General features: G+C 70.6%; 25 protein-coding genes. 19 read left to right on the forward strand and 6 right to left on the reverse strand.

Translation table 11 applies throughout. The annotated features are described in order from the left end of the window. Positions 1-21: 21 nt before the first annotated feature. Complete coding sequence (locus ACWCQS_RS11260) at positions 22-816, reverse strand: aminoglycoside N(3)-acetyltransferase (protein ID WP_451004178.1); 795 nt, start codon at positions 814-816, stop codon at positions 22-24. 184 nt (positions 817-1000) lie between these two features. On the opposite strand from ACWCQS_RS11260, the gene ACWCQS_RS11265 reads away from it, so the two are divergent. The 8 genes from ACWCQS_RS11265 to ACWCQS_RS11300 all read left to right on the forward strand — a co-directional run bounded on the left by ACWCQS_RS11265 (position 1001) and on the right by ACWCQS_RS11300 (position 7632). After that, positions 1001-1735 carry a helix-turn-helix transcriptional regulator gene (locus ACWCQS_RS11265; RefSeq protein WP_451004179.1) on the forward strand — a complete coding sequence of 245 codons (735 nt, stop codon included), beginning with the start codon at positions 1001-1003 and terminating at the stop codon, positions 1733-1735. After that, positions 1732-3153: a Fe-S cluster assembly protein SufB gene (gene sufB, locus ACWCQS_RS11270; protein ID WP_388563119.1), complete on the forward strand. Its 1422-nt coding sequence runs from the start codon at positions 1732-1734 to the stop codon at positions 3151-3153. Before ACWCQS_RS11265 ends, sufB begins: the two co-directional genes overlap by 4 nt. 57 nt (positions 3154-3210) lie before the next feature. Further along, positions 3211-4395: a Fe-S cluster assembly protein SufD gene (sufD, locus tag ACWCQS_RS11275; RefSeq protein WP_450980527.1), complete on the forward strand. Its 1185-nt coding sequence runs from the start codon at positions 3211-3213 to the stop codon at positions 4393-4395. Next, on the forward strand, positions 4392-4709 hold the full coding sequence (locus ACWCQS_RS11280; protein ID WP_351604967.1) for a non-heme iron oxygenase ferredoxin subunit: 318 nt from the start codon (positions 4392-4394) through the stop codon (positions 4707-4709). The genes sufD and ACWCQS_RS11280 overlap by 4 nt, the downstream gene beginning before the upstream one ends. 7 nt (positions 4710-4716) lie before the next feature. Further along, on the forward strand, positions 4717-5481 hold the full coding sequence (gene sufC / locus ACWCQS_RS11285; RefSeq protein WP_451004180.1) for a Fe-S cluster assembly ATPase SufC: 765 nt from the start codon (positions 4717-4719) through the stop codon (positions 5479-5481). Continuing rightward, entirely contained in the window at positions 5478-6734 is a 1257-nt protein-coding gene (locus ACWCQS_RS11290) for a cysteine desulfurase (RefSeq protein ID WP_451004181.1), read from the forward strand. The genes sufC and ACWCQS_RS11290 overlap by 4 nt, the downstream gene beginning before the upstream one ends. 101 nt (positions 6735-6835) lie before the next feature. After that, positions 6836-7303, forward strand: coding sequence for a Fe-S cluster assembly sulfur transfer protein SufU (sufU, locus tag ACWCQS_RS11295; protein WP_451004182.1), 468 nt, complete (start codon positions 6836-6838; stop codon positions 7301-7303). After that, entirely contained in the window at positions 7300-7632 is a 333-nt protein-coding gene (locus ACWCQS_RS11300) for a metal-sulfur cluster assembly factor (protein WP_100825566.1), read from the forward strand. The genes sufU and ACWCQS_RS11300 overlap by 4 nt, the downstream gene beginning before the upstream one ends. 68 nt (positions 7633-7700) lie before the next feature. On the opposite strand, the gene ACWCQS_RS11305 is transcribed toward ACWCQS_RS11300, so the two are convergent. Continuing rightward, complete coding sequence (locus ACWCQS_RS11305; RefSeq protein WP_451004183.1) at positions 7701-8492, reverse strand: AbfB domain-containing protein; 792 nt, start codon at positions 8490-8492, stop codon at positions 7701-7703. Between the two features lie 128 nt (positions 8493-8620). On the opposite strand from ACWCQS_RS11305, the gene ACWCQS_RS11310 reads away from it, so the two are divergent. The 3 genes from ACWCQS_RS11310 to dapD all read left to right on the forward strand — a co-directional run bounded on the left by ACWCQS_RS11310 (position 8621) and on the right by dapD (position 10528). Continuing rightward, positions 8621-8944: a DMT family transporter gene (locus ACWCQS_RS11310; protein ID WP_451004184.1), complete on the forward strand. Its 324-nt coding sequence runs from the start codon at positions 8621-8623 to the stop codon at positions 8942-8944. Beyond that, positions 8944-9477, forward strand: a complete 534-nt coding sequence (locus ACWCQS_RS11315; protein ID WP_450980523.1) for a TetR/AcrR family transcriptional regulator — start codon at positions 8944-8946, stop codon at positions 9475-9477. Before ACWCQS_RS11310 ends, ACWCQS_RS11315 begins: the two co-directional genes overlap by 1 nt. Before the next feature lie 64 nt (positions 9478-9541). Further along, complete coding sequence (gene dapD / locus ACWCQS_RS11320; RefSeq protein ID WP_451004185.1) at positions 9542-10528, forward strand: 2,3,4,5-tetrahydropyridine-2,6-dicarboxylate N-succinyltransferase; 987 nt, start codon at positions 9542-9544, stop codon at positions 10526-10528. Between the two features lie 68 nt (positions 10529-10596). Here the strand turns inward: dapD and ACWCQS_RS11325 are convergent, their stop codons facing one another. Further along, positions 10597-11100, reverse strand: a complete 504-nt coding sequence (locus ACWCQS_RS11325) for a hypothetical protein (protein ID WP_451004186.1) — start codon at positions 11098-11100, stop codon at positions 10597-10599. A 42-nt stretch (positions 11101-11142) separates the two neighbouring features. Then, positions 11143-12045 carry a 4-hydroxy-tetrahydrodipicolinate synthase gene (dapA, locus tag ACWCQS_RS11330; RefSeq protein WP_451004187.1) on the reverse strand — a complete coding sequence of 301 codons (903 nt, stop codon included), beginning with the start codon at positions 12043-12045 and terminating at the stop codon, positions 11143-11145. 167 nt (positions 12046-12212) lie between these two features. Between dapA and ACWCQS_RS11335 the strand changes: the two genes are divergently transcribed. The 3 genes from ACWCQS_RS11335 (at position 12213) to ACWCQS_RS11345 (ending at position 13888) form a co-directional block, all read left to right on the forward strand. After that, complete coding sequence (locus ACWCQS_RS11335; RefSeq protein ID WP_450987434.1) at positions 12213-12362, forward strand: hypothetical protein; 150 nt, start codon at positions 12213-12215, stop codon at positions 12360-12362. Further along, positions 12359-13057, forward strand: coding sequence for a hypothetical protein (locus tag ACWCQS_RS11340; protein ID WP_451004188.1), 699 nt, complete (start codon positions 12359-12361; stop codon positions 13055-13057). Before ACWCQS_RS11335 ends, ACWCQS_RS11340 begins: the two co-directional genes overlap by 4 nt. A gap of 306 nt (positions 13058-13363) precedes the next feature. Next, positions 13364-13888, forward strand: a complete 525-nt coding sequence (locus tag ACWCQS_RS11345; RefSeq protein ID WP_451004189.1) for a DUF3618 domain-containing protein — start codon at positions 13364-13366, stop codon at positions 13886-13888. Between the two features lie 88 nt (positions 13889-13976). Here the strand turns inward: ACWCQS_RS11345 and ACWCQS_RS11350 are convergent, their stop codons facing one another. Continuing rightward, positions 13977-15803 carry an endonuclease/exonuclease/phosphatase family protein gene (locus ACWCQS_RS11350; RefSeq protein ID WP_451004190.1) on the reverse strand — a complete coding sequence of 609 codons (1827 nt, stop codon included), beginning with the start codon at positions 15801-15803 and terminating at the stop codon, positions 13977-13979. A 266-nt stretch (positions 15804-16069) separates the two neighbouring features. On the opposite strand from ACWCQS_RS11350, the gene ACWCQS_RS11355 reads away from it, so the two are divergent. The 5 genes from ACWCQS_RS11355 to ACWCQS_RS11375 all read left to right on the forward strand — a co-directional run bounded on the left by ACWCQS_RS11355 (position 16070) and on the right by ACWCQS_RS11375 (position 22440). Next, positions 16070-17497, forward strand: a complete 1428-nt coding sequence (locus ACWCQS_RS11355; protein WP_451004191.1) for a hypothetical protein — start codon at positions 16070-16072, stop codon at positions 17495-17497. Between the two features lie 184 nt (positions 17498-17681). Continuing rightward, positions 17682-19130 (forward strand): alkaline phosphatase PhoX, encoded by a 1449-nt coding sequence (locus tag ACWCQS_RS11360; RefSeq protein WP_451004192.1) that lies wholly within the window; start codon positions 17682-17684, stop codon positions 19128-19130. A 359-nt stretch (positions 19131-19489) separates the two neighbouring features. Then, on the forward strand, positions 19490-21073 hold the full coding sequence (locus ACWCQS_RS11365; protein WP_451004193.1) for a TROVE domain-containing protein: 1584 nt from the start codon (positions 19490-19492) through the stop codon (positions 21071-21073). A gap of 175 nt (positions 21074-21248) precedes the next feature. Further along, positions 21249-21812 (forward strand): 2'-5' RNA ligase family protein, encoded by a 564-nt coding sequence (locus ACWCQS_RS11370; RefSeq protein WP_451004194.1) that lies wholly within the window; start codon positions 21249-21251, stop codon positions 21810-21812. A gap of 61 nt (positions 21813-21873) precedes the next feature. Beyond that, entirely contained in the window at positions 21874-22440 is a 567-nt protein-coding gene (locus ACWCQS_RS11375) for a TetR/AcrR family transcriptional regulator (RefSeq protein ID WP_451004195.1), read from the forward strand. 81 nt (positions 22441-22521) lie between these two features. Here the strand turns inward: ACWCQS_RS11375 and ACWCQS_RS11380 are convergent, their stop codons facing one another. After that, a complete protein-coding gene (locus ACWCQS_RS11380) occupies positions 22522-23703 on the reverse strand; it encodes a TerD family protein (protein ID WP_451004196.1) in 1182 nt (393 codons plus the stop codon). Positions 23704-23730: the final 27 nt, after the last annotated feature.

Genomic DNA, 23730 nt, shown 5'->3' on the forward strand with positions numbered 1-23730 from the left:
CGGACCGGCGGGTAGGGGAACTCACTCTTCCCGGGGCCGGTGCACCGGCAGCCACCGTTCGGCGTAGGCCACCGCGTCCGCCACCGGGAACAGCCGTGCCTGCGCCGCGCCGACCCTGCCGCGCACGACGGGCCGGTCCCGTTCGAAGTCGTGCCCCAGCTCGTCGAACCGGTCGGAGTCGATCGACACCTCGACCACCGTCTCCCAGCCCCCGCCGGGAGCGGGCCGCCCGACCTCGACCAGCGGGGCGGGTATCCGGTACTCGGCCAGGTGGAAGGCGGTGCAGGAGTCGTAGCCCGCGCCGAGCAGCAGGACCCGGGCGCCCAGCTTCTCCAGTCGGGCCAGCGGGCTCCGCTCGCCGAGCCGGCAGTCGGGGGCGTGGCCGTCGGTGATCTCCCGCGCGTGGGGGCCGAGCGCCGCGAACGAGGTGTGCGGGTGCGCGCTGCGCAGGGCGCCCGGCCAGGTCCGTACGGTCTCCGGGATCACGCCGACCCCGCGGGTGGGGGTGATCAGCGGGTCGTACGGCGGCATGGTCGCCCGGATCCGGTCCCACCACTCCCGGGGCACGGGCGGTCTGCTCCACAGCGCGGGGTCCGACAGGTCGGCCGACTGGGCGGGGACGACGAGCGTGCCCGTGGGGCCGAGGGCGTCGAGCAGTCCCTGGACGACCGCGACGGCGCCGCCGTTCACCCAGCCGAGGGAGCTGAGTGAGGAATGGACGAGGAGGGTTTCGCCGGTCTCGACACCCAGGAGGCGTAGTTGTGCGGCGAGGGTGTCGCGGGTGACAAGAGGGCCGGTCGGAGGGGGTGTCGGCATGGTTCGCGAGTCTTCCGGACGGACCCGCCCGCCGCCACCGAATTGCCTGCTCAGGGCCTCGCCGGATGATCGATCAAAGATCGTTTCCGCAGGTCGGATTAGGTATGCCTAAGTGATGCAGGGCACCGCTCGATGATCCGGACGGCGCTTGTCAGGCTCCGAGGAATTACGCAACAATGGCGTTGTGAAAAACGTCGGCGAGGCTCGGGAGGCCCCCCTGGGGGCCCCACAGGAGGAACTCGCGACCGGTGAGCGCTCCACGCGCAACCGCGTCGCGCGCTCCATCCTGGACCACGGCCCGTCGACCGTCGCCGAACTCGCCGGCCGGCTGGGACTGACCCAGGCGGCCGTTCGGCGCCACCTGGACGCACTGGTCGCCGACGACGTCGTGGAGGCCCGCGAACAGCGTGTGTACGGCACGCGCACGCGCGGCCGCCCCGCCAAGGTCTTCGCGCTGACCGACTGCGGCCGGGACGCCTTCGACCAGTCGTACGACAAGCTCGCCGCGGACGCGCTCCGCTGGATCGCAGAGCAGGGCGGAGGCCCCGAGGCGGTCGCGGCCTTCGCCCGCGCCCGGATCGCCGCCCAGGCGAGCGCGTACCGCAAGGCGATCGAGGCGGTCACGCCGGACAAGCGAGCCGAAGCCCTGGCCAAGGCCTTGAGCGTAGACGGGTACGCTGCTACGGCGCGCAACGCACCGGTCGGCGAGCAGCTGTGCCAGCACCACTGCCCGGTTGCTCATGTCGCGGAGCAGTTCCCGCAGCTGTGCGAGGCGGAGACGGAGATCTTCGCCGAGCTGCTGGGTACCCACGTCCAGCGACTGGCGACCATCGCGCACGGCGACGGCGTCTGCACGACGTTCATCCCCAAGACATCCACTGACGCACCTGCAACCACGGCCGGGAGGAACCCCGCATGACTCTCCCCACGGAGACTGCCCACCCTGAGCTCGAGGGCCTGGGCAAGTACGAATACGGCTGGGCCGACTCCGACGTGGCCGGTGCCTCCGCCAGGCGCGGCCTGAACGAGGAGGTCGTCCGCGACATCTCCGGCAAGAAGTCGGAGCCGGAGTGGATGACCAAGCTGCGCCTGAAGGGCCTGAAGCTCTTCGAGAAGAAGCCGATGCCGAACTGGGGCTCCGACCTCTCGGGCATCGACTTCGACAACATCAAGTACTTCGTGCGCTCCACGGAGAAGCAGGCGGAGTCCTGGGAGGACCTGCCCGAGGACATCAAGAACACCTACGACAAGCTGGGCATCCCGGAGGCCGAGAAGCAGCGCCTGGTCGCCGGTGTCGCCGCCCAGTACGAGTCGGAGGTCGTCTACCACCAGATCCGCGAGGACCTGGAGGAGCAGGGCGTCATCTTCCTCGACACCGACACCGCCCTGAAGGAGCACCCGGAGCTCTTCAAGGAGTACTTCGGGACCGTCATCCCCGCCGGTGACAACAAGTTCGCGGCCCTGAACACGGCCGTGTGGTCCGGCGGCTCCTTCATCTACGTGCCGAAGGGCGTGCACGTCGAGATCCCGCTCCAGGCCTACTTCCGCATCAACACGGAGAACATGGGCCAGTTCGAGCGGACCCTGATCATCGTCGACGAGGGTGCCTACGTGCACTACGTCGAGGGCTGCACCGCCCCGATCTACAAGTCGGACTCGCTGCACTCCGCGGTCGTCGAGATCATCGTCAAGAAGAACGCCCGCTGCCGCTACACGACCATCCAGAACTGGTCGAACAACGTCTACAACCTGGTCACCAAGCGCGCCGTGGCCTACGAGGGCGCGACCATGGAGTGGATCGACGGCAACATCGGCTCCAAGGTGACGATGAAGTACCCGGCCGTCTACCTGATGGGCGAGCACGCCAAGGGCGAGACCCTCTCCATCGCCTTCGCGGGCGAGGGCCAGCACCAGGACGCCGGCGCCAAGATGGTCCACATGGCGCCGAACACGTCGTCCAACATCGTCTCCAAGTCGGTCGCGCGCGGCGGCGGTCGTACGTCGTACCGCGGTCTGATCGAGATCGGTGAGGGCGCCGCCGGGTCGAAGTCCAACGTGCTGTGCGACGCGCTGCTGGTGGACACCATCTCCCGCTCGGACACGTACCCGTACGTCGACGTCCGCGAGGACGACGTGTCCATGGGCCACGAGGCCACCGTCTCCAAGGTCTCCGAGGACCAGCTCTTCTACCTGATGAGCCGCGGCCTCTCCGAGGACGAGGCCATGGCGATGATCGTGCGCGGCTTCGTCGAGCCCATCGCCAAGGAGCTGCCCATGGAGTACGCGCTGGAGCTCAACCGGCTGATCGAGCTGCAGATGGAGGGCGCGGTCGGCTGACGACCGCCCCCATCACCAGCAGACGTCCTACTCAGGAAAGAGAGCACTACGACAGCCATGGCTGAGGCCCAGAACATCCCGGTGGGCAGCACCACCGCCGGCTCGATCGCGGTCGCCGCGGAGTCGACCGTCGTCTCGCGCATGAGCGCGCCCCCGTCCTTCGACGTGGCGGACTTCCCGGTCCCGCACGGCCGCGAGGAGGAGTGGCGGTTCACCCCGCTGGAGCGCCTGCGCGGGCTGCACGACGGCACCGCCGTCGCGAACGGCGGGGGCGTGAAGGTCACCGTCCAGGCCCCCGAGGGCGTCACCGTCGAGACCGTCGGCCGCGACGACGCCCGCCTCGGCAGGGCGGGCACCCCGGTGGACCGCGTCGCCGCCCAGGCGTACTCGGCGTTCGAGAAGGCCGGCGTCGTCACCGTCCCCAAGGAGACGGTGCTCACCGAGCCGATCCGGATCGCCGCGCACGGCGAGGGCGGGGTCGCCTACGCCCACCAGGTGATCGAGCTGGGCGCCTTCGCCGAGGCCGTCGTGGTCATCGACCACACCGGTGACGTCGTGCTCGCCGCCAACGTCGACTACGTCCTGGGCGACGGCGCCAAGCTGACCGTCGTCTCCGTCCAGGACTGGGACGACAAGGCCGTCCACGTGGCCCAGCACAACGCGCTGGTCGGCAGGGACGCCTCCTTCAAGTCCGTGGTCGTCACCTTCGGCGGTGACGTCGTCCGCCTGCACCCGCGCGTGACCTACGCCGGCCCCGGCGGCGAGGCCGAGCTGTTCGGCCTGTACTTCACCGACGCCGGGCAGCACCAGGAGCACCGCCTGCTGGTCACCCACAACACCCCGCACTGCAAGTCGAACGTCGTCTACAAGGGCGCGCTCCAGGGCGACGACGCGCACGCGGTCTGGATCGGCGACGTGCTCATCGAGGCCAAGGCCGAGGGCACGGACACCTACGAGATGAACCGCAACCTGGTCCTCACGGACGGCGCGCGCGTCGACTCGGTGCCGAACCTGGAGATCGAGACCGGCGAGATCGTCGGCGCCGGCCACGCCTCCGCGACCGGCCGCTTCGACGACGAGCAGCTCTTCTACCTGATGGCCCGCGGCATCCCGGAGCATGAGGCCCGCCGCCTGGTGGTCCGCGGCTTCTTCGCCGAGCTGGTCCAGCAGATCGGTGTCGCCGACATCCAGGAGCGCCTGCTCGCCAAGATCGAGGAGGAGCTGGAGGCTTCGGTCGCATGACCTTCGTACGCGTCTGCGGGCTGAGCGAGCTGGAGGAGGACACCCCGAAGCGGGTGGAGATCGACAGCACGCCGGTCTCGGTCGTCAAGACCGAGGGCGAGGTGTTCGCGATCTACGACATCTGCTCCCACGCGAACGTCTCGCTCTCCGAGGGCGAGGTGGAGGACTGCCAGATCGAGTGCTGGCTGCACGGCTCCTCCTTCGACCTGCGCACCGGCAAGCCGTCCGGCCTCCCGGCCACGCGCCCCGTCCCCGTATACCCCGTCAAGATCGAAGGGGACGACGTTCTCGTCTCCCTCACCCAGGAGTCCTGAGGCACCCATGGCAACGCTTGAAATCCGAGACCTGCACGTCACCGTCGAGGCCGACAACGCCACGAAGGAGATCCTCAAGGGCGTCGACCTCACCGTGAAGCAGGGCGAGACGCACGCCATCATGGGCCCCAACGGCTCCGGCAAGTCGACCCTCGCCTACTCCCTCGCGGGTCACCCGAAGTACACGATCACCAACGGCACCGTCACCCTCGACGGCGAGGACGTCCTGGCGATGTCCGTCGACGAGCGCGCCCGCGCCGGCCTGTTCCTGGCGATGCAGTACCCGGTCGAGGTCCCCGGCGTCTCGGTCTCCAACTTCCTGCGCACCTCCGCCACCGCCGTCCGCGGCGAGGCCCCCAAGCTGCGCACCTGGGTGAAGGAGGTCAAGGAGGCCATGGAGCGCCTCAACATGGACCCGGCCTTCGCCGAGCGCAACGTGAACGAGGGCTTCTCCGGCGGTGAGAAGAAGCGCCACGAGATCCTTCAGCTGGAGCTGCTCAAGCCGAAGGTCGCGATCCTGGACGAGACGGACTCCGGTCTGGACGTCGACGCGCTCCGCATCGTCTCCGAGGGCGTCAACCGCGTCCGCGAGACCGGCGAGGTCGGCACCCTGCTGATCACGCACTACACGCGCATCCTGCGCTACATCAAGCCCGACTTCGTCCACGTCTTCTCCGGTGGCCGGATCGTCGAGTCCGGCGGTGCCGAGCTGGCCGACAAGCTGGAGGACGAGGGCTACGAGGCATACACGAAGGGTGGCGTATCCGCGTGACACAGCTGCCGGGCCTCCTCGACACCGAGGCGATCCGCAAGGACTTCCCCGTACTGGACCGCCTGGTCCACGACGGCAAGAAGCTCGTGTACCTGGACAACGCGGCGACCTCGCAGAAGCCGCGCCAGGTGCTGGACGCCCTGAGCGAGTACTACGAGCGCTACAACGCCAACGTCCACCGCGGTGTGCATGTGCTCGCCGAGGAGGCCACGGCGCTGTACGAGGGCGCGCGCGACAAGGTCGCCGCGTTCATCAACGCGCCGAGCCGCGACGAGGTGATCTTCACCAAGAACGCCTCCGAGTCGCTGAACCTCGTGGCGAACATGCTGGGTTGGGCCGAGGAGCCCTACCGGGTGGACCACGAGACCGAGATCGTCATCACGGAGATGGAGCACCACTCCAACATCGTGCCGTGGCAGCTGCTGGCGCAGCGCACCGGCGCGAAGCTGAAGTGGTTCGGCCTGACGGACGACGGCCGGCTGGACCTGACCAACATCGACGAGATCATCACCGAGAAGACGAAGATCGTCTCCTTCGTGCTGGTGTCGAACATCCTGGGCACGGTCAACCCGGTCGAGGCGATAGTGCGCCGCGCCCAGGAGGTCGGCGCGCTGGTCTGCATCGACGCCTCCCAGGCCGCCCCGCACATGCCGCTGGACGTGCAGGCCCTGCAGGCCGACTTCGTGGCCTTCACCGGCCACAAGATGTGCGGCCCGACGGGCATCGGCGTCCTGTGGGGCCGCCAGGAGCTCCTGGAGGACCTTCCCCCCTTCCTGGGCGGCGGCGAGATGATCGAGACGGTCTCGATGCACTCGTCCACCTACGCCCCGGCGCCGCACAAGTTCGAGGCGGGCACGCCCCCGATCGCCCAGGCGGTCGGTCTCGGCGCGGCGATCGACTACCTCCAGTCGATCGGCATGGAGAAGATCCTCGCCCATGAGCACGCGCTGACCGAGTACGCGGTGCAGCGACTGCAGAAGGTCCCGGACCTGAGGATCATCGGCCCGACCACGGCCGAGGACCGGGGTGCCGCGATCTCCTTCACGCTCGGTGACATCCACCCGCACGACGTGGGCCAGGTCCTCGACGAGCAGGGCATCGCGGTCCGCGTCGGCCACCACTGCGCGCGGCCCGTCTGCCTCCGGTACGGAATTCCTGCGACCACGCGAGCGTCGTTCTATCTGTACTCCACGCCGGCCGAGATCGACGCACTGGTCGAGGGGCTGGAGCACGTACGGAACTTCTTCGGCTGAGAGGCGTGAGCTGAAACCGTGCTGTGTTATCCCGGGGGACAACCCCCGGACCCCCGGCCGGAAGGCCACGCACCGGACCTGAGATCGCGAGGTTGGTCTTCGTGAAGTTGGACTCGATGTACCAGGAAGTCATCCTGGACCACTACAAGAACCCCCACGGGCGTGGTCTGCGGGATGGCGACGCCGAGGTGCACCATGTGAACCCGACGTGCGGCGACGAGATCACCCTCCGCGTGAAGTACGACGGCACGAAGATCGCGGACGTCTCGTACGAGGGCCAGGGCTGCTCCATCAGCCAGGCGAGCGCGTCGGTCCTCAACGAACTGCTGGTCGGCAGGGAACTGGCCGAGGCGCAGAAGATCCAGGAGACCTTCCTGGAGCTGATGCAGTCCAAGGGCAGGATCGAGCCCGACGACGCGATGGAGGAAATCCTGGAGGACGCGGTCGCGTTCGCCGGTGTCTCCAAGTACCCCGCGCGGGTCAAGTGCGCCCTCCTGAGCTGGATGGCGTGGAAGGACGCGACGGCCCAGGCGCTGGGTGGCGCCGACGCCGAAAGGAAGACGGCATGACCGACACCGCAGAGATGAAGCCCGCCTCCGAGGAGGAGCTGCGCGAGGCCCTGATGGACGTCGTCGACCCCGAGCTGGGCATCGACGTCGTCAACCTCGGCCTGATCTACGGCATCCACATCGACGACTCCAACGTGGCGACCGTCGACATGACCCTGACCTCCGCGGCCTGCCCGCTGACGGACGTCATCGAGGACCAGGCCAAGTCCGCCACGGACGGCCTCGTCAACGAACTCCGCATCAACTGGGTCTGGATGCCCCCGTGGGGCCCCGACAAGATCACGGACGACGGCCGCGAGCAGCTTCGGGCGCTCGGGTTCAACGTCTGACACAGCGCCTGTGAAAGGGGCCATGGCCGGGTGCCGTGGCCCCTTTCGCATGGCCGGGCTTCGGGTGCTCAGCCCAGCCCGTCCACGAGCAGGAACGCCGAGTCGGCGCGGTAGAGGCCGGTGTTCTGGTACGGGTCCAGCTTCAGCTGGAAGTTCTGGTGGCGCAGGAAGCGGCCGGGGTAGTTGACCGACTCCAGCATGGTCGCTCCGCCGATGGAGGAGGGGCGGGGGCAGAAGGTGGCGTCCTGGCGGAACAGGGGTGTGCCGTCGTCGTGTTCGGCGCGCAGGAGGAAGTTCCGGTGGCGCAGATAGCCGCCGTCCGCCGTCGCGAAGGAGTAACAGGCGCTGTCCGCAAGGCCTTTGACGACAGTGAAGCTCGCGGCACGGCGGTCGGCCGGGGTGGTGACCGGGTCGAGCCGTACGAAGTCGCCGCTGATGTGCCAGTAGCGGTCGGGGTAGTTCAGGGAGCGGACCGATCGCCGGGTGGGGGCGGGTTTTGCGGAACTCCCCTGCTCGGCCCGTGACTTGGACGGTGTGGGCTTCGGGCTGTGGGCGGGGTACGGGGCGGTGGTGGGTGGTGCCACCGACGCCGTCGTGGTTCTGCCCCCGGCCGCAGCGGCCGAACTCGCCGACGGCGAGGCGAAGGAGAGCAGGCCGGGGCCGTTGTCCGTGGGGGCTCCGGTCGCCTGCCGGGCGGTCCTGGTGTGCGGCGGTCCGTCGTTCAGCGCCAGCGCCGTGACGCAGACGGTGACCACCGTGAGCGCGAGCGCGCCGGCCAGCCAGAGTCTTCGGGTGCCGGGGGAGCGGGAGGAATCGGCGGTCCAGCCGGTCTCCCAGGGATGGGGGGTGTGGTCGGGCATGGCCCCGCACATTAGCGCCGGAAGACGGTTCGGCGAGCGGTTTCTATGAAAGTGAAACTTCCTCGTTGCGTACGCTCGTACGTATCGGTTGTGTACGCCCGTACGCATCCTTGTGTACGCTTGTACACATGGGATATCTGACACTCGCCGGCGCCATCGCCGCCGAGGTCGCCGCGACGACGGCGATGAAGTACAGCGAGGGGTTCAGCCGGTTCTGGCCCTCGCTCGTGACGGCTCTGGGCTACCTCATCTCCTTCGCGCTGCTCGCCCAGACGCTGAAGACCGTCCAGATCGGCACGGCGTACGCGATCTGGTCCGGCGTGGGCACCGCGGCCATCGCCCTCCTCGGACTGCTGCTGTTCGGGGAGGGGCTGGGCCTCGCCAAGGTCGGCGGCATCCTGCTGATCGTCGGCGGAGTGGTCGTGCTGAACCTGGGCGGGGCGAGTCACTGATGCCCCGCCGCTACGACCCCGACCGGCGCCGGCGCCTCATCGACGCGGCGATCCGCGTCGTCGGCCGGGACGGCATCGCAGGCCTCAGCCACCGCTCGGTCGCCGCCGAGGCGGACGTACCGCTCGGCTCCACGACGTACCACTTCGCCACCCTCGAAGAGCTGATGGTGGCCGCACTGCGGCAGTCGAACGAGAACTTCGGCCGGGTGCTGGCCGAGCAGCTACCCAAGGACGGCGAGGGCGATCTCGCCGCCGAACTCGCCCGCGCGCTCGGCGCGTGGCTGGGCGGCGACCGCACGGGCGTGGAGCTGGAGTACGAGCTGTATCTGGAGGCCCTGCGCCGCCCCGCCCTGCGCCCCGTCGCCGCCGAGTGGACCGAGGCGGCGGCGGCCCTGCTGGCCCGCCGCACGGACCCGGTCACCGCCCGCGCCCTGCTCGCCCTGCTGGACGGGATCTGTCTCCAGGTGCTGCTGACGGGCGGTTCGTACGATGAGGGGTACGCCCGCGCTGCCCTGTCTCGGCTGATCCCCTGAAGCGGCGCCCGGCACGTGAGACGCGGTTCGCCCTGACCACCCCGCCCACGTTAGGTTTTCTTCCATGACCGACTCTGCTTCCCGCACCACCGGCGCCGTCGCCGCCGGCCTCGCCACCCTCGCCTCCGACGGCACCGTTCTCGACACCTGGTTCCCGGCCCCCGAGCTGGTCGCGGAGCCGGGCCCGGCCGGCACCGAGCGGCTCACCGCCGAGCAGGCGGCTGAGCTGCTGGGCGGCGGCGCGACCGCGGCGATCGGCCCGGACGCCCGCCGGGGCGTCGAGGTGGTCGCGGTCCGCACGGTCATCGCCTCGCTCGACGAGAAGCCGATCGACGCGCACGACGTCTATCTGCGTCTGCACCTGCTCTCGCACCGCCTGGTCAAGCCGCACGGGCAGAGCCTGGACGGCATCTTCGGCCACCTCGCCAACGTCGCCTGGACCTCGCTCGGCCCGGTCGCCGTGGACGAGATCGAGAAGGTGCGGCTGAACGCCCGCGCCGAGGGCCTGCACCTGCAGGTCACCTCGATCGACAAGTTCCCGCGCATGACCGACTACGTCGTCCCCAAGGGCGTCCGCATCGCCGACGCCGACCGGGTCCGCCTCGGCGCGCACCTCGCCGAGGGCACCACGGTCATGCACGAGGGCTTCGTCAACTTCAACGCCGGCACGCTCGGCACCTCCATGGTCGAGGGCCGGATCTCCGCCGGCGTCGTGGTCGGCAACGGCTCCGACATCGGCGGCGGCGCCTCCACCATGGGCACCCTGTCCGGCGGCGGCAACGTGATCATCTCCATCGGCGAGCGCTGCCTGATCGGCGCCGAGGCGGGCGTCGGCATCGCGCTCGGCGACGAGTGCGTGGTCGAGGCCGGCCTCTACATCACCGCAGGCACCCGGATCACCATGCCCGACGGCCAGATCGTCAAGGCCCGCGAGCTGAACGGCGCCTCGAACATCCTCTTCCGCCGCAACTCGGTCACCGGCGTGGTCGAGGCCCGCCCGAACAACGCGGTCTGGGGCGGCCTGAACGACATCCTGCACAGCCACAACTGACCCGACCGCGCCTCAGCGCCCTCCGCCGTGTGTGGTGGAGGGCGCTGTGTCGTGCGGAGGGGGCTGTGTCATACGGACGTCGACGTCGCGAACTCCCGCAGTGCCGCGAAGTCGTCCTCGCGCAGGCCGATTCTCGGGTTCACGTGATGGAGCAGGGCCGGGGCGGGGTGACGGGCGGCCACGTACGCGGTGTCCGCCGCGCTCTGCTCGTCGTCCACCCAGGCGAACGGGCGGCCATCGGCGTACGCCACGATCGCCTCCGTCTTCCAGTGCACGCCGTCCGGTCGCTCGGCGAACAGGCCCGTGCCGAAGTCGAGGTACGGCAGCTCCGGCAGGCCCACGACCGGGGCGATCCAGACATTGGCCTCGGCCATCCAGCTCGTCGCCCAGACCAGTTCGTAGCCGAGCCGGAGCAGAGCCGGGCCGTGGTCGGGGTTCAGCCAGACGCGCAGCGGGCGCCGGGAGAACACGGGCACCCGGATCGTCGTATAGCCCTCGGGTCGGCGTTCCGGCTGGGCCGCGTACGGGTTGAGGGGGCCGTCGACGTCCAGGAACAGCAGGGGGCGGCTCACCGGGCCACCGTACGACAAGGGAGGCGGGCCGGTCCTCGGAGTTCAGGCCGTCGTGAGCGCCTCGTGGCGCGCCAGCAGTCCGTCGGCCGCCTCCCGGCCGGCGGGCAGCAGGGGTGCGCGCACCGGGCCCGCGGGCAGGCCCAGGCGGGCGAGGAGGGCCTTGGCGGTGACTGTGCCGGGCAGGCCCGCGCCCATCATCGCCTCGATCAACGGCGTCGTGCGCAACTGGAGTTCGGTCGCCCGGGCGGTGTCGCCGGCGTCGAAGGCGTCGAGGATCGCGGCGATCGGGCCGGGTACGGCGTTCGCCACCGTGCTCACACAGCCCGCCGCGCCGACCGCGTACAGCGCGAGTATGTGCTCGTCGCAGCCCGCGTAGTACGCCAGGGCCGTGTGGGCCAGCACTTTCTGGGTGCCGAGGAAATCGTAGGAGCAGTCCTTGACGGCCACGATCCTCGGGTGCGCGGCGAGGCGGATGATCGTGTCCGGTTCGATCCGGGTGCCGGTGCGGCCCGGGATGTCGTAGAGCATCACGGGCAGTCCGCTCGCGTCGGCGACCGCGCGGAAGTGCGCCTCCACCGCCTGCTGTGGCGGCCTGCTGTAGTACGGCGTCACCACCAGCACGCCGTCGGCGCCCGCCTGCTCGGCCGCCAGGGCCAGCTCGACGGTGTGCCGGGTGTCGGCGCTGCCCACCCCCGCGACCAGGGACACCCGGTCGCCGACTGCATCCCGGACGGCCGTGACCAGCTCCGTCTTCTCCGCGTCCGTGGTGGTGGGAGACTCGCCCGTGGTGCCGTTCAGCACCAGGCCGTCGCAGCCCTCGGCCACCAGCCACGCGGCCAGCTTTCGGGCGCCGTGCAGGTCGAGGGCGCCGTCCTCGGTGAACGGCGAGATCATCGCGCAGAGGGTGCGGCCGAAGGGGCGGGGGGTGGTGCGTGAGGTTGTCATACGGGTAGTGTCGGCGGCCCATCGGTGAAGCTCTACTTAAATCTGCTACGCGGTATTGATAAGCAATGCTGATGGGTTTGGGTTACGGCCGAAGGCCCTGTGTCCAACTCGGCCCCTCATGGGTCACTATGGCCGGAGGGTCACCGACGTCCGTCATGGGAGGCACCATGAAGCTCGGCAAGGCACTGGCCACGGGAGTCGCCGAGGAGCGGCCGCACGTCGAGGAGGAGCAGGCCTCGCTCCCCGCGGAGATCGCCGTCCCCGTCGAAGTCGGACCGGCCGAGCCGGCCCGTGAAGAGGTTCCGGCCGTCCGATGAGGTTCCGGCTCCCCGCGGAACGCCCGACGGAGCCGCCGACCGGATACAAGATCGCCCACCCGGTGTTGTCCCAGGACGGCACCCGGGCCGGGTTCACCGGTGTGTCGCTCGGCGGCGCGCTGCCGTACGCCGTGCTCGACGACGCCGCGTGTGTCTATGGCCGCCGGCACCGGCCGCCGGCCCGGCTGTGCGACTGCGGCTTCCACTGTGTCCACGACCGCGGTGCCGCCGAGGCCATGCTGTGCACCGCCGAGCACCGGACCGCCCTGCTGCTGGAGGTCTCCGTGCTCGGTGCCTACATCCGCTTCGAGCGCGGCTTTCGCTATGCCCGGCAGCGGGTGCGCTCGGCCACCGCCGGTCCGTGCGCCTGTGGTGCCACCGCGGTCGCGCTCGGCGACGCCGGCTGGGGCAGGCCCGGCTGGCGGGCCCTCGCTCCCGTCTGCGGTGGCTGTGTGCGCGGCCGTACGTCGGTTTCGCTCGCCGGTTTCGCCCGGCTGGCCGGGCACGGGGTGCGGGTGGTGGCACGGCGTGGTGGCATCGGGGCCGCCGCCGAGTCGGCGGGTGGGGTGGAGCCCGGGGTGCCTGAACTCGTCGCCGAGGCAGCGTTGTTGCAGGCGCGACTCGACTGGTTTCAGAGCCAACTCGCGCGCCTCGGCGAGCGCGGGAGCGGGGGCGGGGGCGTCGAGCGGGACTGACGGTCTTCGGGCCGGGTACCCGACGTCTGGTGCGTGGGTGCGGATGCCTGCGGCGGCCCGTGCGGGTGCGTCGTGGCCGGGGTCGCGCCTACGGTGGGTTGTGAGTCGGTGCCGCGCCGGGTGGTGTCCGTCCTCGGTCCGGCGCGCTGTCCTTCGAGGGGCGCCCTGCGTTTTCGCCGGCCGCTGCGGGCGGACACCGCGCCACGTCCCCTCCCCGCCGGGCGCGACCTCAGGAGGCATCATGCTCAGCGCTACAGCGGCGAAGGCGGAGCCGTTCGTCGACGCGATCAGGGAAAGGACACATCGATGAAGCACAGGATTCCGCACGGCTCGGGCGTCAAGGGGCCCGACGAGCTGCGGCAGCAGATCGAGCACACCAGGCACCAACTCGGCGAGACCGTCGCCCAGTTGGTCGGCAAGGCCGATGTGAAGGGCCGGGCCCGGGTGCGGGCCGCCGACCTGAAGGACAAGGCCGGTGCCATGACCGTGCAGCTGCGCGAGAGCGCCGCCCAGGCCGGCCATGTGGTGCAGGGACGGGCGGCACACGCGGGGCACGTGGTGCAGGGCCGGGCCGCTCAGGCGGGGCATGTGGTGCAGGGCCGGGCCGCGCGGGTGGGGCATGCGGCGCAGGGCCGGGCGAGTCGTGCCGGACATGCCGTCCAGCACCGGGCCGGACGCGCCGGCCATGCCGTCGAGGACTCCGTCCCGCAGCCCCTGCGCGGCGCGCTGCGCGCGGGCATGCGGCATCCGGGGCCGGTCCTCGCCGTGGGCGTGCTGGGCGCGGCCGCGGTGACGGCCGGTGTCGTCCGGCGCCGGCAGCGTCACCATTGACCGCCCCAGGGGTCCGAGGAATTCCAGGTCGTCCGCCTGGCAGGGCTGGCTGAACGGAGTGTTCAGCCAGCCCTGAGAGCGGCTTCGCTCACGGGCGGAAGCGCAGCACCTGCGGGTCGTGGTCGCTGATCTGGTCGTTGAACTCCGAGTTGATGTGCACGGAGTCGTAGTCGAAGTCACAGCCGCGCCGGATCGCCGGGCTGATCAGGATCTGGTCCAGGACCTGCTCGTTGCCCTGGTAGTCGTAGGTGTAACGCTCGCTCCTGGGCAGCGACTTGATCGCCGACCACAGCTCGCCGTCGCCCTCGAGGATCTTCGCCGTCCCGGAGAACTCGAAGTCGTTCATGTCGCCGAGCGCGATGACGTTCGCGTTCTTCTGGACGGCCAGGATGTCCTTGACGAACGCGTTCACCTCGGTCGCCTGGGCGTGGCGCTGGATCTCCGAGCTGCGCGTCGGCGGCTGGTACTGCGAGGTCAGGCCCTGGTCGCCGCCCTTGGAGATCAGGTGGTTGGCGATCACGAAGACGGTCTTGCCGCGGAAGACGAACTGGCCGACCAGCGGCTTGCGGCTGTCCTTCCAGGCCGCGTTCGCCGGGTCGATCCGGCCGGGGGAGACCGTCAGCTCGGCCTTGCCGTTCTCCTTGCTGACGCCGACCGCGGTGGTGGAGTCGCCGCCCGCGCGGTCCACGAAGGACACCCGCTCCGGGTTGAACAGGAACACCTGGCGGATGTTGCCGCCCGGCTCACCGCCGTCCTGGTCGTTGACCGGGTCGATCGAGCGCCAGTCGTACTTCGGGCCACCCGCCGCGACGATCGCGTCGATCAGCTTGTTCACGGTGACGCTCGCGTCGACGGTGCCGTCGTCCGTGGCGCCGTTGTTGTCCTGGATCTCCTCCAGGGACACGATGTCCGGTGACTGCAGGTTGTTCACGATCGCGGCGGCGTGCTCGTCGAACGTCTTGTCCGACGGGTCCAGGTTCTCGACGTTGTAGGTGGCCACCGCCAGCTCGCGGCCCGACTGCTTGCGCGTGGTCTCGCGCTCCAGGCCGCCGCTCTGCAGGGTGCCGAGCTTGCTCGCCACCAGGGTGTAGCCGCCGTACTGGTTGAAGTCCAGCGGGCCGGTGGTGGCGCCGTCCAGGGTGTCGCCGACGTTCGCCTTCGGGAAGTCGGCGGTCGAGCCCAGCGACTGGATCTGCAGCCGGCCGGTGTTCTGCGAGTCGTAGGAGCCGTAGACCGTGCCACCGCGCACATTGCGGTGCTCCCACGGCTTCACCGTGACCCACAGCTCGCTGTACGGGTCGGTGCGGCCGACCACGCGGGTGTCCTCGACCTGGACGTTCATGCCTTCCAGGGACTCGTAGTAGTCCAGGGCGTACTTCGAGGGGTCCAGGGTCAGGCCGTTGATCGAGCCGCCGGCCGCGGTGTCGCCCTGCGGCGCGTACTCGTCGGGGACCGAGTCCTCGTCGATCACGACCGGCGCCGGGACCGCGTTGCCGGTGGAGACCGTCGTGATCGTCGGCTTGGTGATCTCCGTGACCGACTGGTTGCCGGAGGCGGCGCCGCCCGGGACGTACTCGGAGACCGTGCCGGTCACCGTCACCGAGTCGCCGACCGAGACCTTCGGCGTGGAGCTGGTGAAGACGAAGACGCCCTCGCTGGTGGCCGGGTTGTCGTCCGGGCTCGGATCCTGGATCCAGAAGCCTCTGGACGAGCCGTACGTCCGCGTGGCCGTGACGATGCCCGGCACATCCGTCACCTTCTGGCCCGCGAACGGCGATATTCGGGTGGTGCCCTGAATGTCGTGGATGCGCACCGAGTCGGCGTGCGCGGGAGAGGTGAGGACGACGGCGGACGCCGCGCTGCAGACGGCGGCGACGGTGAGCGCGGCGAGGCGCGCGGAAGACCTGCTCGGCAAGGGATCCCTCCGGGGACGTGACGATGCGCCGGGACGAGGGTGGAACGGGAGCGTGTGGGGGTCGTAGCCCTCCGTGACACGCGTAGAGCCGAGTGAACAGTTGTCCCCCCAACTTCTACGCGCGTCAATCTCCTGCCTGGCGACGGGAGTTGTCAAGGTTTCGGCCATGTATGGCGGTCGACGGAGAGATGAACCGGGCGGCATGGGTGGATATCCGTCTAGGCTGAGCGGCTGAGCCCGTTTCACGGTCCGAGGAGAACCAGCCGATGTCAGACAGCGCCCCCCTGCCGCCCGTACGGCTGCACCCCGAAGCGGAGCTGGCACGCGCCGCGCTGTCCACCCCGCTGCTCTCCCGCGCCGCCCGCCTCGCCCGCTGGGCCGGGCCCGACACCCGGGTGGACGCCGGCGGCGGACTGGTCGAGGAGCAGCTTCCGGCCGCCGCCGAACTGCTCGGACTGAGCGGTGACGAGGCCGCCGCGTATGCCAGTGAGGCCTGGCGGGTCGCCGTGGACGCCGGGCTGGTCGAGATCGTGGACGAGGAGACCGGGACGGTCCGCGCCGGCGAGGAGCTGAAGCTGCTCACCGGGGGCGCCCCGGCCGATGTGCTCGCCGTGTGGCTCGCCGCGCTGGAGACCGTCGTCGCCGACGCGAGCGTCCCCGACCTGGACGATCTGGTCGATGCCCTGGACGAGGGCGGCGAGATCGATTTCTCGTCACTCGACTGGGACCCCGAGGCCGAGGCGGAGTTCCTGGACGGCGTCCTCGGCAACCTCTATCTGCTGACGGTCAGTGAGGACGGCCCCGGCGAGGGCCCGGTCCCGCTGCCCGCCCTGGCCGCCTCCATGATCCTCCCCGACGGCATGGCCGAGCCCACCAACGACGTCCTGGAACAGGTCTCCGACGCGATGATGCGGCTGGACGACCAGTTCCGGGCGCTGGAGCCGGTCGGGCTCGTGGAGTACCAGCCGGTGGACGAGGTGTTGATGACCGATGCCGAGGAGGAGCCCGCGGCGCAGCTCGACGACACCGATGTCTCGAGCTACGGCATGGTCCGACTGACCCCGCTCGGCGTGTACGGGCTGCGGGCGCGGCTGCTGGAGGCCGGGTTCCAGGCGCCGGCCGTCGGTGAGCTCGCCGACAAGGGCGCGGACGCGCTGCTCGACGGTACGGCCGGGTTCGGGCAGTCCGCCGCCCGCGCCGAGACCGAGCTGTGGCTCACGCGCCGCGAACCGCTCGATGCCGCACGGGAGTTGCTGGCGGCGGCACGGGGTGCGGACGCGGGCGCGCCGCTGCGCCGGCTGCGCTGCCAGCAGGCCCTGTCGCTGATCGGCGAGGAGGCGGAGCCGGCGCTGCGGGAGGTGCTGGACGATCCGGAACTGGGCGGGCTGGCCCGGGTGTGGCTCAGCGAACGGGGCGCGGCGGGTGTGCCGGCGCCGTCCGAGGAGCTGGTGTTCTGGCTGACCATCGACACGGTGGCCGCGCAGCTGGCGGCCGAGGGCAACTCCGAGGAGCTTCAGGCGCTGGTGGAGGGCCTGGCCGCGCAGCACAGCGGGTTCTTCTCCGCGGCCTGGCGGGTGGGGCACCCGGCCACGGCCGATGTGCTGGAGGCGATGGGGCGGCTGCATCCGGACAAGAAGGTCGCGAAGGAGGCGCGGAAGGCCGCGTTCAAGGCGCGGTCGCAGCACGGGGCTTGAAAAACCCCTTGAGCTGGTCATGGCGTGACTTGGGTCGGTCATGGGGTGGTGCATACGGATTCTTGAACAAGGGTCTTTGAGGTAGTCCGTTGTTCAAGTCCCGTTCAAGGTGCGGCGGGAGCGTGTGCGCCGAACCGAGGTCCGCCACCCTCCACGGCACTCCCACCGTCTCAGGAGACACACCATGTCGTTCACCCGCAGGGACTTCGCCAGAAAATCCGCGATCACCGGTGCCGGGGTCGCCCTGGCGGGCAGCGTCGGCGCGCTCGCCACGGCGCCGAACGCCCTCGCTGCGACGGACACCGACAGCGCCGAGACGGAGTCGGCGCACGGCGACCACCGCGGCGTCGGCTACGGCCCGCTGGTCCCCGACCCGAACGGCATCCTCGCCCTGCCCGCCGGCTTCTCGTACGAGATCATCACCTACAGCGGCAGGACCAGGCTGGAGTCCGGCGAGTTCACCCCGTCCAACCACGACGGCACCGCCACCTTCGAGGGCCCCCGCGGCACCACCCTGCTGGTCAACAACCACGAGCTGGCCGGCGCCCGCGCCAACTGGCCGCACCCGGTGCCGCTGACCGAGGGGCTCGTCTACGACCCGGCGGCGGCCGGCGGCTGCACCGTCGTCGAGGTCCGGCGTGGCGGCGAGGTCGCCGAGTGGGTCGGTATCGCCGGCACCGCCACCAACTGCGCGGGCGGCAGCACCCCCTGGGGCACCTGGCTGACCTGCGAGGAGACCGAGGACAAGGCCGGCAGATACGGCTTCACCAAGGACCACGGCTATGTCTTCGAGGTCGACCCGGAGGACCGCTGGGCCAACCGCGACCCCAAGCCCATCAAGGCGCTGGGCCGCTACGCCCACGAGGCCGTCGTCGTCGACCCCAAGCGCGGCCACCTCTACCTGACCGAGGACGCGGCCGGCCCCAACGGCCTGCTGTACCGCTGGACCCCGCCGGAGGGCTTCCGCCACGGCCGCGGCGCGCTGCGCGCCCTCGCCGACGACGCCGGCGTGCTCCAGGCCTTCAAGTGCTTCGACTCCGGCGGCAAGTTCGTGGACGACCTGTCCCGCGCCACGAAGATCGGCACGGTCTACGGCGTCGACTGGATCGACGTCCCCGACCGCGATGCGAAGACCGTGTCGGTCCGCAAGCAGTTCACCGACGGCCAGATCACCCGCGCCCGCAAGCTGGAGGGCATGTGGTGGGGCGACGGCGGCGCCTACATCGTCTCCTCCTACGCCCGTGCGGAGAGCCCGGTCCAGCACGACGGCCAGGTCTGGTTCTACGACCCTCGGCGCCGGACCCTCACCCTGAAGGTGCTGCTCGGCGTGAACCCCGACCCGGGCAATGACGGCGCCTTCGACGGCCCCGACAACATCACCGTCTCCCCGTACGGCGGCCTGGTCATCGCCGAGGACGGCGAAGGCGTCCAGCACCTGTTCGGCGCCACCGAGAGCGGCCGCACCTACCCGATCGCCCGCAACGAACTGAACATCGGCACCGAAGCGGCGCCGGAGTACAGCGAGTTCACCGGCGTCACCTTCTCGCCCGACGGCAAGACCCTGTTCGCCAACATCCAGACGCCCGGCATCATGCTCGCCATCACCGGGCCCTGGAAGCGGCAGCGGCGGTAACGCCGGAAGCGGGGATTAATTCGCTCGCACGTCCACAGCTGCGCCTCCTACAGTGAGATCACAACGTCACGCACCTCCCGGTGCGATGGCAGCGGCTACTTCCCTTTCCAGGAATGAAACAACAGCCGCAGCCGACTTGATCTCGGGAGGCGCAGCTCATGGTGGGTGTCCGGTGCGCAGGCAGCGGATACTTCATTGGGATCGGAAGGTTGCGGGTTCGAATCCCGTCACCGACTTCGGGTCGGTGTAGCTCAAGGGACAGAGCATCTGACTAAGGACCGTCGCCGACTCTCGACCTCGGACACCCTCCATTTGCCGCGCCTCCCTCCGAAACAGCGATGAATTCGGGGGAATTCACCATGGCGCGATTCAACACGCGTGCCGCCAAGGCACAGCCGACCTCACCCGTCACCACCACCGGACGCTCTCTGCGGACTTACGAGGGCGGCCGGGGCCACGAGCGCGACGCACGCTCCGAGCTCTTCCTGCTCGCCGTCTCCAACTTCGTCACGCAGAACACCTTCTACGAGTCCGGCACCGACCGGGACGACCGGTTCGCCCAGCTCGTGCGCGACCTCGCCGTCAGCGACCCCGACTGGACGGCCGGCCTGCTCGGCTGGCTGCGCGGTGAGGGGCACATGCGGACGGCCTCGCTCGTGGGCGCCGCCGAGTACGTGCACGCACGGCTGACGGCCGGCGCGACCGACGGCCCGGCCAACCGGCAGGTCGTGGACCGCGTGCTCCAGCGCCCGGACGAGCCCGGCGAGCTGCTCGGGTACTGGACGTCGAGGTACGGCCGTGCCGTCCCCAAGCCCGTCAAGCGCGGGGTCGCCGACGCCGTACGGCGGCTGTACCACGCCAAGTCGCTGCTGAAGTACGACACCGCGTCCAAGGGCTACCGCTTCGGCGACATCCTCAACCTGGTGCACGCGGCACCGGACCCGGACAAGCCGTGGCAGGGCGCGCTGTTCCAGTACGCGCTCGACCGCCGGCACCACCCCGACACCGCCGTGCCGCCCCCGTCCCTGCCGGTGCTCACCGCGCACCGCGAGCTGATGGCACTGCCGGTGCCGGAGCGGCGGTCGGTCGTCACCTCGCCCGGCGGTGCCGAGCGGCTCGCGGCGGCCGGGATCACCTGGGAGGCGCTGGCCGGCTGGCTCCAGGGGCCCATGGACAAGGCGGCCTGGGAGGCCGTGATCCCGTCGATGGGTGCGATGGCGCTGCTCCGCAACCTGCGCAACTTCGACGAGGCCGGGGTGTCCGACGAGGTCGCGGCCCGGGTGGCGGCGAAGATCAGCGACCCGGAGCAGGTGGCGCGCTCGCGGCAGTTCCCCTTCCGCTACCTCGCCGCCTACCGGCACGCACCGTCGCTGCGCTGGTCGTACCCGCTGGAGCAGGCGCTCGGCCACTCGCTGGCCAACGTGCCCGCGCTGCCGGGCCGGACGCTGGTCCTGGTCGACCGGTCGGGCTCGATGTTCTGGGCGCAGTCCCAAGACCGCTCTGGGCTCACCCGGGCCGACGCGGCGGCGATCTTCGGCACTGCGCTCACGCTGCGGGCGGCCGACGCCGACCTCGTCCAGTTCGGTACGACCAGCGACAGGGTGCCGTTCCGCAAGGGCGAGTCGGTGCTGAAGATCCTGGAGCGCTTCGGCAGCCTGGGCGGCACCGACACCACCGACGCCGTGCGCCGGCACTACCGGAAGCACGACCGGGTGCTGATCGTCACCGACGAGCAGTACGCCCCGAACCGGCACGGCGCCCCGACCGACCAGATCCCGGCCCATGTGCCCGTCTACACCTGGAACCTGGAGGGGTACCGGCCGGGCCACGGACCGTCGGGAAGCGGGAATCGGCATGTATTCGCCGGCCTTTCGGATGCTGCCTTCCGCATGGTCTCTCTGATCGAGAGTGGTCACGACAGCCGTTGGCCATGGCTTGCCTGAGTTCCGGCCCTGCGCGGCGTAGCTTGTGCGGACGCCCCGCCCGGGGGGCGGGGGCCATGATGGAAGAGTGCCCTGCCCCCCGGCGCCTCGTCCTACGACGCCCGGCCCGTCCGAGGCCCCCCGTCCCGCCGCCGCTCCCGGTCGTCTGGAGTCGGACCCCACGCCGCGGAGTGCCGTGGCGTGGCTGCCGCCGGCCGGGCTGTGGCCTGCAATCCAGGGCATCCGTGCCGAGCACGACCCGCAGATCCGGCGCTGGCCACCGCATGTGAACCTGATCTTCGGCTTCGTGCCGGAGGAGGACTTCCCGGCGGCGCTCCCGTTGCTGGCCGCGGCGGCTGTGGCATGCGAGCCCTTCGACATCCGCCTCGGCGGGGTCCGCTCCTTCCGTCACCGGTCCTACTCCACTGTGTGGCTCGACCCCGCGGCGGCCGGTGCCGCGCCCTGGACGGAGCTCCGGCGTGTGCTGGCGGAGCCCTTCCCGTCCTGCACGGACCGCTTTCCGCGCTTCACCCCGCACCTCTCGCTCGGTCGCACCCGCGTGCCACGCGTCCTCGCCGCCGAATGCGCCGCCCGGCTCGGCGTGCTGCACGCGCGCGTGGACGAGGTCACGGTGCTGTCCCGCCGCGGGGACGGCCCCATGCGCACGCGTGCCACGATCGGCCTGGGCACCGGCGCGGTACGCCGCCACCTGGGACCGGACCCGGCGACCGGCGGATACGAGCCACCCGAGCGGCACTGACCGGGCGAACCGGGTCTCGCTAGGCTGTGGAGACGATCCCCGGTGTGCGAGGAGTTGCTGGATGCCGCAGGTCAGGCGCATGCGCGCGGACGCGCGGCGCAACTACGAGCGGTTGCTGAAGGTCGCGGCCGAAGCGTTCGCCGAGCACGGGGAGAACGCGTCGCTCGACGACATCGCCAAGCGGGCGGGCGTCGGCTCCGGCACGCTCTACCGGCACTTCCCGACCCGGCAGGCGCTGCTGGAGGCCGCGTACGTGGACCGGATGGAGGCACTGGGGGCACGGGCCGACGAGCTGGCGAAGGAACTGCCGCCGGGTGAGGCGCTGATGGAGTGGCTGCACGAGTTGTGCGTCGCCACGATCCAGGTGCGCGGGATGAAGGCGCTGCTCGGCTCGGCGGTCACGGACGGCAGCTCGGCCGCGTCGACGGCGTGCGCCACGACGGTGCAGAGGGCGGCGGGCCGGCTGGTGGAGGCGGCTCAGAAGGAGCGTGCCCTGCGGGCCGACCTGCGGCCGATCGAGCTGCTGCGGCTGGCCCACGGGGTGGCGACGGCCTCGGAACTGGGGGGAGGGCAGGGCCGGGAGATCCGGCGGTATCTGACGCTGCTGACGCAGGGGCTGGCGCCCTGAAGGGCGCGAGGAACTCGTGGCCGGCAACGGTCCGCACTCCAGCGGCGATCTCCGGTCCCCCAGCTCCCCGCACCCGACGGGCTACAGGGCTCGCGCCCCCGGCTCCACCATGTTTCTCACCGTCCGGGCCTTCACGAAGTCGCCCAGCGCCGTCATGTCCCACTCGCCCGAGAACTGGCGGATGAGCTTGGCCATCAGCACGCCCGTCTGGGGCTCGGCGTGGGTGAGGTCGAAGCGGACCAGTTCCTCGCCGGTCGTGGCGTCCAGCAGACGGCAGTAGGCCTTGGCGACCTCGGTGAACTTCTGCCCGGAGAAGGAGTTGACCGTGAAGACCAGGCCGGTGACCTCCTGGGAGAGGCGGCCGAGGTCGACCGTGATCACCTCGTCGTCGCCCGCGCCCTCACCGGTGAGGTTGTCACCGGAGTGTCTGATCGCGCCGTTCAGGATCGTCAGCTTGCCGAAGTAGCAGCTGTCGATGTGATTGCGCTGCGGGCCGTAGGCGATGACCGAGGCGTCCAGGTCGATGTCCGCGGCATGGAACGCCGGCTCCCAGCCCAGCCCCATCTTGACCTGGGAGAGCAGCGGGCGGCCGCCCTTGATCAGGGACACCGTCTGGTTCTTCTGGAGGCTGACCCGGCCCTTGTCGAGGTTGATCTTCCCCGCGCCCGGTGCCGGGGAGGGCGGGGCGGGGGGAGCGGACATCGGCGGGGCGGGCGGGGTGACCGGGGTCTGCATGGTGGCCGCCGGCTGTGGCGGGGCCGCCGCCGCGGGCGCCTCCACGGTCACCCCGAAGTCCGTCGCGATGCCGGCCAGACCGTTGGCGTACCCCTGGCCGACCGCGCGGGCCTTCCAGACGCCGCCCCGGCGGTAAATCTCCACGACCACCAGCGCCGTCTCCGCGCCGAGCTGCGGCGGGGTGAACGTGGCCAGCACCGCACCGCCGTCCGCGTCGCGGATCGTCGCCGTCGGCTCGATGCCCTGGAAGGTCTGGCCGGCCGCGTCCGGGCTGGCCGTGACCACGATCTTGTCGATGTCCGGCGGGACGGCGGCGGTGTCGACCGTGATCGCGTCCGGCGCCGCACCGCCGCCCGACGCGTATGTCACGCCCGGCCCCGCCGGCTGGTTGTAGAAGATGAAGTCGTCGTCCGAGCGCACCTTGCCGTCGGCCGTGAGCAGCAGGCCCGACACGTCGAGCCGCACCGGAGCGGCGACGTCCACCGTCACGCGCGCGGCCGAGAGAGGGATGTTCGAGCCAGGGGTCATAGCTGTCATGCCGGGTGAACGAACAAC

This window comes from Streptomyces sp. NPDC002076 (assembly GCF_053593835.1).

Coding starts and splice junctions, on each gene's coding strand:
- ACWCQS_RS11380 (WP_451004196.1), bottom strand. CDS start 23,703: ATGACCCCTGGCTCGAACATCCCTCTCTCGGCCGCGCGCGTGACGGTG.
- ACWCQS_RS11340 (WP_451004188.1), top strand. CDS start 12,359: ATGAGGTTCCGGCTCCCCGCGGAACGCCCGACGGAGCCGCCGACCGGA.
- ACWCQS_RS11300 (WP_100825566.1), top strand. CDS start 7,300: ATGACCGACACCGCAGAGATGAAGCCCGCCTCCGAGGAGGAGCTGCGC.
- ACWCQS_RS11360 (WP_451004192.1), top strand. CDS start 17,682: ATGTCGTTCACCCGCAGGGACTTCGCCAGAAAATCCGCGATCACCGGT.
- ACWCQS_RS11280 (WP_351604967.1), top strand. CDS start 4,392: ATGACCTTCGTACGCGTCTGCGGGCTGAGCGAGCTGGAGGAGGACACC.
- ACWCQS_RS11355 (WP_451004191.1), top strand. CDS start 16,070: ATGTCAGACAGCGCCCCCCTGCCGCCCGTACGGCTGCACCCCGAAGCG.
- dapD (WP_451004185.1), top strand. CDS start 9,542: ATGACCGACTCTGCTTCCCGCACCACCGGCGCCGTCGCCGCCGGCCTC.
- dapA (WP_451004187.1), bottom strand. CDS start 12,045: ATGACAACCTCACGCACCACCCCCCGCCCCTTCGGCCGCACCCTCTGC.
- sufC (WP_451004180.1), top strand. CDS start 4,717: ATGGCAACGCTTGAAATCCGAGACCTGCACGTCACCGTCGAGGCCGAC.
- ACWCQS_RS11315 (WP_450980523.1), top strand. CDS start 8,944: ATGCCCCGCCGCTACGACCCCGACCGGCGCCGGCGCCTCATCGACGCG.
- ACWCQS_RS11260 (WP_451004178.1), bottom strand. CDS start 816: ATGCCGACACCCCCTCCGACCGGCCCTCTTGTCACCCGCGACACCCTC.
- sufD (WP_450980527.1), top strand. CDS start 3,211: ATGGCTGAGGCCCAGAACATCCCGGTGGGCAGCACCACCGCCGGCTCG.
- ACWCQS_RS11375 (WP_451004195.1), top strand. CDS start 21,874: ATGCCGCAGGTCAGGCGCATGCGCGCGGACGCGCGGCGCAACTACGAG.
- ACWCQS_RS11335 (WP_450987434.1), top strand. CDS start 12,213: ATGAAGCTCGGCAAGGCACTGGCCACGGGAGTCGCCGAGGAGCGGCCG.
- ACWCQS_RS11365 (WP_451004193.1), top strand. CDS start 19,490: ATGGCGCGATTCAACACGCGTGCCGCCAAGGCACAGCCGACCTCACCC.
- sufB (WP_388563119.1), top strand. CDS start 1,732: ATGACTCTCCCCACGGAGACTGCCCACCCTGAGCTCGAGGGCCTGGGC.
- ACWCQS_RS11305 (WP_451004183.1), bottom strand. CDS start 8,492: ATGCCCGACCACACCCCCCATCCCTGGGAGACCGGCTGGACCGCCGAT.
- ACWCQS_RS11345 (WP_451004189.1), top strand. CDS start 13,364: ATGAAGCACAGGATTCCGCACGGCTCGGGCGTCAAGGGGCCCGACGAG.
- ACWCQS_RS11310 (WP_451004184.1), top strand. CDS start 8,621: ATGGGATATCTGACACTCGCCGGCGCCATCGCCGCCGAGGTCGCCGCG.